The sequence below is a fragment of the Streptomyces bobili genome (assembly GCF_002154575.1).
GTDB lineage: Bacteria > Actinomycetota > Actinomycetes > Streptomycetales > Streptomycetaceae > Streptomyces > Streptomyces bobili.
In genome coordinates, this window is sequence record NZ_MUBA01000153.1 from 534 (window position 1) to 7,314 (window position 6,781).

At 70.9% G+C, this 6,781-nt stretch carries 7 protein-coding genes; 5 read left to right on the plus strand and 2 right to left on the minus strand.

All coding sequences use genetic code 11. The features are described 5' to 3' along the window. Positions 1-1,298, minus strand: a 1,298-nt coding sequence (locus tag BZL64_RS13590) for a PAS domain-containing protein (RefSeq protein ID WP_425276040.1), incomplete at its 3' end; no start/stop codon positions are given. A gap of 281 nt (positions 1,299-1,579) precedes the next feature. On the opposite strand from BZL64_RS13590, the gene BZL64_RS13595 reads away from it, so the two are divergent. The 4 genes from BZL64_RS13595 (at position 1,580) to BZL64_RS13610 (ending at position 5,631) form a co-directional block, all read left to right on the plus strand. Then, positions 1,580-2,431, plus strand: a complete 852-nt coding sequence (locus BZL64_RS13595; RefSeq protein WP_086769441.1) for an MIP/aquaporin family protein — start codon at positions 1,580-1,582, stop codon at positions 2,429-2,431. A 66-nt stretch (positions 2,432-2,497) separates the two neighbouring features. Then, the gene (gene glpK / locus BZL64_RS13600) at positions 2,498-4,015 is read left to right on the plus strand and encodes a glycerol kinase GlpK (protein WP_086769442.1); all 1,518 of its coding nucleotides are present in this window, start codon (positions 2,498-2,500) and stop codon (positions 4,013-4,015) included. A 149-nt stretch (positions 4,016-4,164) separates the two neighbouring features. Beyond that, positions 4,165-5,130 carry a YihY/virulence factor BrkB family protein gene (locus BZL64_RS13605; RefSeq protein ID WP_086769443.1) on the plus strand — a complete coding sequence of 322 codons (966 nt, stop codon included), beginning with the start codon at positions 4,165-4,167 and terminating at the stop codon, positions 5,128-5,130. A gap of 24 nt (positions 5,131-5,154) precedes the next feature. Continuing rightward, the gene (locus BZL64_RS13610) at positions 5,155-5,631 is read left to right on the plus strand and encodes an NUDIX hydrolase (protein ID WP_086769444.1); all 477 of its coding nucleotides are present in this window, start codon (positions 5,155-5,157) and stop codon (positions 5,629-5,631) included. A 116-nt stretch (positions 5,632-5,747) separates the two neighbouring features. Here BZL64_RS13610 and BZL64_RS13615 read toward each other — a convergent pair whose 3' ends face one another. Continuing rightward, a complete protein-coding gene (locus tag BZL64_RS13615) occupies positions 5,748-6,482 on the minus strand; it encodes a D-Ala-D-Ala carboxypeptidase family metallohydrolase (protein WP_086769445.1) in 735 nt (244 codons plus the stop codon). Between the two features lie 69 nt (positions 6,483-6,551). Here BZL64_RS13615 and BZL64_RS40575 point away from each other — a divergent pair. Continuing rightward, positions 6,552-6,781: hypothetical protein (locus tag BZL64_RS40575; RefSeq protein ID WP_208639435.1), on the plus strand; the 230-nt coding region annotated here is incomplete at its 3' end.

The following is a 6,781-nucleotide window of genomic DNA, read 5'->3' on the forward strand; positions in this document are numbered from 1 at the left end:
GCCGCGCGCTGGCGGGTGTACATGAGGGCGTTGTCGATGTTCAGGGCGGCGCGCGCGGCCAGTTCGTCGATGAGGACGCAGTCCTGCTCGTCGAAGGGCTCGCGGCTGCGCAGCCGGGTCACCACGACCGCGCCGAGCACCTTGCCGCGGGCGACCAGGGGGATCAGCCGTGCGGAGCCGAGGGTCATCAGGTATTCGCGCAGGTCGTCGGAGCCGGGGTCGGTGACCAGTGCCGGGACGTCGGAGCGGTACAGGTTCGTGGGGCGCCCCTCGGTGATGACCCGCTCGTACAGGGAGCCGTGCGGGATCTGCGACGTCGTACCCGGCACGAGCTTCGCCGTGGGCGCGGCGGGGTCGGGGAAGTGTGCGGCCATGCGCCGGACGACGCCCTGGGTGGAGGCGGCGGACTCGTCGGGCTGCATGACCTCCTCGAGGAGCTGTACATCGGCGGAGTCGGCGAGCTGGGGCACCAGCATCTGGACGATCTCCTCGGCGGTCTGCCGTAGGTCCAGGGTGGTGCCGATGCGGGTGCCCGCCTCGGCCAGCAGGGCGAAGCGGCGTCTGGCCCGCTCGGCGTCGGCCTCGGCGCGCTGGCTCTCCGTGATGTCGATGAGGGAGGCGATCAGGCCCAGCGTCCGGCCGGCTCCGTCGACGAGGGGGGCGTAGGAGCAGGACCAGGTCCGGTCGTGACGGGGGTCCGACGCGGTGCGTCCGGTACGGCGGACGTCGACGACGGCGGTGCCCCGGTCGAGGACCTTGCGCATCGTCGACTCCAGGTCCGCGGCGTTGACGCCGGGCACGACCTCGGTGAGGCGTTTGCCCACGTGCTCGGCAGCGGAGAGGCCGTTCATCCGGGCGAGGGCGTCGTTGACGCGCAGGAAACGCAGGTCGGTGCCGAGGGTGGCCAGGCCGATGGGCGACTGGCTGAAGAGGCTCTCCAGGGCCGCGAGCGAGTCCCGCATGCGCAGGACCTGGGAGGTCTCTACGGCGATCAGGAGCGCCCCGGCCCGTCCGCGCGCGTCGGCGGCGGGGACGATCCACATCTCCATCGTCACCTGGTGGCCGTCGCGGTGGCGCACCCAGAGGGTTCCGACCACGGTCTCCCCGGCGTGGACGCGGCGGGTCAGCTGGTCGGCGAGTTCACCGTTGCCCTCGGGGACGAGCAACGCGGAGGCGGGCCGGCCGAGGACGTCCTCGGGCCGGTGGCCGAGCAGGTCCTGGGCGGCCAGCGACCATTCCGCGATGCGTCCGTCCGCGTCCTCGCGCCACAGGGCGATCGGCAGCAGTTCGCGCAGCACACCCGCGTACCCGACAGCCGTGGAGGGCTGTTCCGGTACCGGTCCCGCCGTCTGGTGAGCGTCCACCGCACGACCTAACCACCAGGCAATATTTCACATGAAAACACCCTATCCGGAACAAGCGAGTCCACCACGCGGCACACCTCGCCGAACCGTCGAACAGTGCACATATTGGCCATAGGACTCCATTCGAGCGATATCGGGCTTATCGACTTATCCTGACGGCGGAAGGGCTCGGTACGTCGAGAGCCGGTCCGTCGACCGGCGGGAAGCGAGCTTCCATGGCTGAGCGATTGAAAAGGTCGGGACTGGTCGGCGAACTGTCGGCCGAGTTCGCCGGCACGATGGTGCTCATCCTCTTCGGATGCGGCGTCGTCGCCCAAGTGGTCGCCGGCGGGGCCCTGACGACACCGCCGGGCGGCCTCGGAAACCACGACAGCATCGCCTGGGCCTGGGGCATCGGCGTCACCCTGGGCGTCTACGTGGCGGCCCGGCTGAGCGGCGCCCACCTCAACCCCGCGGTGACCGTCGCACTGGCGGCGTTCAAGGGATTCCCGTGGAGCAAGGTCGCGCCGTACGCGCTGGCGCAGACGGCGGGCGCCTTCGTGGCGGCCCTCATCGTCCGGTGGAACTACACCGAGGCACTGGCGAAGGCCGACCCCGGTCACACCATCAAGACCCAGGGCGTGTTCTCCACACTGCCCGCCAACGGCAACACGAACCTGCCGGTGCACGAGTGGGGCGCCTTCCGCGACCAGATCATCGGCACCGCGCTCCTGCTGCTGCTGATCCTGGCCGTCACGGATCTCCTCAACAACCCGCCGGGCGCGAACCTCGCGCCGTTCATCGTGGGCCTGATCGTCGTGGGCATCGGCATGGCGTGGGGCACCAACGCCGGGTACGCGATCAACCCGGCACGTGACTTCGGCCCCCGGCTGGCCAGCTTCTTCACCGGCTACGGCGGAGCGTGGCGAGATCAGTACGGGAACATCTACTTCTGGGTGCCGATCCTCGGTCCCCTGATCGGCGGTCTGCTCGGCGCCGGCCTGTACAAGGCGTTCATCGGCCGGTTCCTGCCGACGGCGGAGCCGGAACCTCCCGGCCGTGTCCCCTCACCCGACCAAGAGCGCTGACACCCGCAACTCGAGCGCCGGCGCTCGCGACCCGCGCGCCGACACCCGCAGCAAAGGCGGCACCCCATGGCTGACTTCGTGGGCGCGGTGGACCAAGGCACCACCAGCACCCGATTCATGATCTTCGACCACGCCGGCAACGAGGTGGCGAAGCACCAGTTGGAGCACGCCCAGATCCTTCCGCGCTCAGGTTGGGTCGAGCACGACCCGGTGGAGATCTGGGAACGCACCAACTCCGTGATGCAGAACGCCCTGCGGCACGGCAACCTCTCCCCGGACGACCTGGCCGCGATCGGCATCACCAACCAGCGCGAGACCACGGTGGTGTGGGATCCGCGCAACGGTCGCCCCTACTACAACGCCATCGTGTGGCAGGACACCCGCACCGACTCCATCGCCGCGGCCCTGGAACGCTCGGGCAAGGGCGAGGTCATCCGCCGCAAGGCGGGCCTGCCCCCGGCGACGTACTTCTCCGGCGGCAAGATCCAGTGGATCCTGGAGAACGTCGACGGGGTCCGCGAGGCCGCGGAAGCGGGCCACGCCCTCTTCGGCAACACCGACAGCTGGGTCCTGTGGAACCTCACGGGCGGCCCCGACGGCGGCATCCACGCCACCGACGTGACCAACGCCAGCCGGACCATGCTGATGGACCTGGAGACCCTGGACTGGGACGAGGAACTGCTGGGCTTCTTCGGGATCCCCCGCGCCATGCTGCCCACCATCAACTCCTCGTCCCACCGCGAGGCGTACGGCGTCACGCGCACCTCCCGGCCCCTGCGCGCCGCCATCCCCATCACCGGGGTGCTCGGCGACCAGCAGGCGGCCACCGTGGGACAGGTCTGCTACGCCCCCGGCGAGGCCAAGAACACCTACGGCACCGGCAACTTCCTGGTCCTCAACACCGGTACCGAGCTGGTCCGTTCACAGCACGGCCTGCTCACCACGGTGGCGTACCGGTTCGGCGACGAGCCGGCGGTCTACGCGCTGGAGGGCTCCATCGCGGTCACCGGGTCCGCGGTGCAGTGGCTGCGCGACCAGATGAAGATCATCAGCAGCGCCGCCGAGAGCGAGACCCTGGCCCGCACGGTCGAGGACAACGGCGGCATGTACTTCGTCCCCGCGTTCTCCGGCCTGTTCGCTCCGTACTGGCGCTCCGACGCCCGCGGCGCGATCGTCGGTCTGGCCCGCTACAACGACAACGGCCACCTGGCCCGCGCGACCCTGGAGTCGATCTGCTACCAGAGCCGTGACGTCGTCGAGGCCATGGAGCAGGACTCCGGTGTCCACCTCGACGTCCTCAAGGTCGACGGCGGTGTGACGGCCAACGACCTGTGCATGCAGATCCAGGCCGACGTCCTCGGCGTCCCCGTCAGCCGCCCGGTCGTCGCGGAGACCACCGCGCTCGGCGCCGCCTACGCGGCGGGCCTGGCGATCGGCTTCTGGCGCGACACCGACGAACTGCGCACCCACTGGCAGGAGTCCGAGCGCTGGCAGCCCCAGTGGTCGGACGAACAGCGGGCGGAGGGCTACGCGGGCTGGAAGAAGGCGGTGGAACGCACGCTGGACTGGGCCAAGGTCGACTAGTCCTTCGCGCGTCCTTCCGAAAACTCTCCCGAGCCGGGGCCGACAGCACATGCCGGTCCCGGCTCAGGTACGGTCGCTGCCTGTCCGGGGCAGTCGGACAGGCAGAGCCCCGGAGGCAGCTCCGGCCGAGCGCAGGGAGCCTGTCCGCGATGGGAACCGCCGTCCACGTGCCGCAGACCAGGGACATGATCGGGACGGAACTCTCCGGCGACGAGGCGCTGACGGCGTTGCGCCGCTACGGCGGCGTACCCCTGCTCGTCGACTCGTTCACCCGGTTCCGGTACGCCGACGGCTTCACCAACGCACGGGCCCTCGCCTTCCAGGTCGTACTGGGGCTGGTGCCCTTCACCCTGGCCCTGGTGGGTCTGGCGACGTCCGTGCACACCGACTCCGTGGGCCAGGTCATCGAACGGACCCTCGGCGACATCGTGCCCGGTACCGGCGTCGGCCTCGTCGAGGACGCGTTCGCCGGGACGCGGAACAGCGCGCACGGCGACATGTGGAGCACCCTCGCGCTCTGGCTCGGCCTGGCCTTCGCCATGCTGAACCTCGCCTCCGCGATGGCCCAGATAGAGCGGGGCGCCAACCGCATCTACGGCATCGAGCGCGACCGCCCCTTCCCCCGCAAGTACGGACGCGCGCTCCTGCTCTCCGTCGCGGCCGGCATGCCGCTGGTGCTCGGGTTCGTGGCGCTCGTGGCGGGCGGGCCGCTCGGCGACGCCGTCGCCGGCACCCTCGGCACCGGCAGCGGCGGGCATCGCTGGTGGGACGCGCTGAGGATCCCGGTGGGGCTGGCGCTCGCGTGGATCGCGTCCGCCGCCGTCTTCCGGTGGTCTCCGCGCCGCAGGCAGCCCGGCTACACCTGGCTCGCCTTCGGCAGCGCGGTGCACCTGGTCCTGTGGGTCGGGGCCACCTGGCTGCTGTCGCTCTACGTCGGCAGGAGTGACTCCTTCGGTGCCGTGTACGGCCCGCTCACCGCGTTCGTCGCCCTGCTGCTGTGGGCCAATGTCACCGCGATCGCCCTGTTCCTCGGTATCGCCTTCGCCGCACAGCTGGAGGCGGCACGCGCCGGTATCGAGGCCCCCGTCCGTCCCGACCCGGGACCCGGCCCCTGAGACCTCGCCGCCTACCATCGGGGCGTGGACACGACACACCGCCGCGCCGCTCGGGTCGTCTGCCTGGACGCCGCGCAGCGCGTGCTTCTGCTGCGCTGGCGTGATCCCTTCGACGGAAACCTGCTGTGGGAACCGCCCGGTGGCGGCGTCGAGCCGGGCGAGACACCGCTGGAGGCGGCGCGACGCGAACTGGCCGAGGAGACCGGTCTCGATCCGGCCGCGGTCGTCGACCGGTGGGTGCCCGTCCACCGGGACGTGTGGTGGAAGGGCAAGCGGTATGTCGGGACCGAGCACTTCTTCCTCGCGCTGTTCACGGACGAGCGGCCGTCTCTCGTACGGACCGGTCTCCTCCCCTACGAGCGGACAGCCCTGGACACGCATCTCTGGGTCGCGTGGCCGGAGCTGCACTCGCTGCCGGACCCGGTCGAGCCACCGCAACTCCCGGACGTACTCGGCGACCTGATGCCCGACGGCCCCTGGGGGCGGCGGTCAGGAGGGTGAGAGCGGGGCGCCACGCGGGCCGCCCGACCGCCGGTCGGGCGGTGGGCGGTCGCCGCGGGCGGTGGGCGGTCGCCGCGGATGGTGGGCGGTCACCGCGGACGGTGAGCCGGGCCGGCTCAGATGCCGCAGGTCGGTGCCGACCAGTACGGCGACGGGTCGAGGGCGACGTGCGTGTGGTCGTTGTGGCCGGGGTAGCCCGGACCGAGGATCTCCGAGAAGCCGTGCGTCCTGGCCTGCTGGGCGAGCCGGCACAGGGTCGGGGAGCCGGTGAGGTCGGCGGCGTCGCCGTAGAGGTGACGGCTGGTGGACGATCCGCCGACCGCGTTGTTGCAGGCGTAGGAGCGGAAGCCGCTGGAGACGGTGACGGACACGTCGCCGAGGGCGTGCCGCATCGCCTCCAGCTTCCACATCGTCTTGAGGGCGTTCGCCTTGGCGGTGGCGGCGGAGACCGCTCCGCCGGACCAGTCGGAGTTGCACCTGTTGAGTTCGGCGTAGGTGAAGTGGACCGGTGTGCAGTCCGCGTCCTGGAGGGCGTAGATCTTGCTGAAGGTCAGCGGTCCCGCGACACCGTCCGCGGTCAGGCCGTACGCGGCCTGGAACTTCTTGACGGCGGCGGTCGTCCGCGCGCCGAACTGGCCGTCGTAGGAGAGCCGTTCGCCCGAGGTGACCCAGCCCGCGACGCGGATCTGGAGCTGGGTGACGTCACCTCCCGAGGACCCTTCGGACAGGGTGCGGCTCCAGGTGTAGCACTCGTCGGCGTGCGCGGTGCCCGAGGTGGCGCCCACCCCGATCACTGCACCCGCCATGATCATGACAAACGAGACAAGCAGACGTGACATGCGTCTGAACATCCCGGCCTCCCGACCGTCGACTCCGGTACCGACCGGCCGCCGGCGTCTCGCCGGCAGCCCGTGCACAGCGTGGAGCACCGCGCTACGCGCGTCAACGGTGCCCCGGCGGCGACGCCGAAAGCGTTTCCGTCGGCTGCTTCTCCCCCCGCCGAGCCCGGCACCGAGGACATCGAACATCCGACGTGGCGGCCGACGGCATGCATGATGGGCGGGATGGACGACAATCACCTCCCGAACCCCCTCGCGTACCCTCACCTGAGCCCATCGGGGGACGACGACTTCCCCCTGGTCGACCGGGA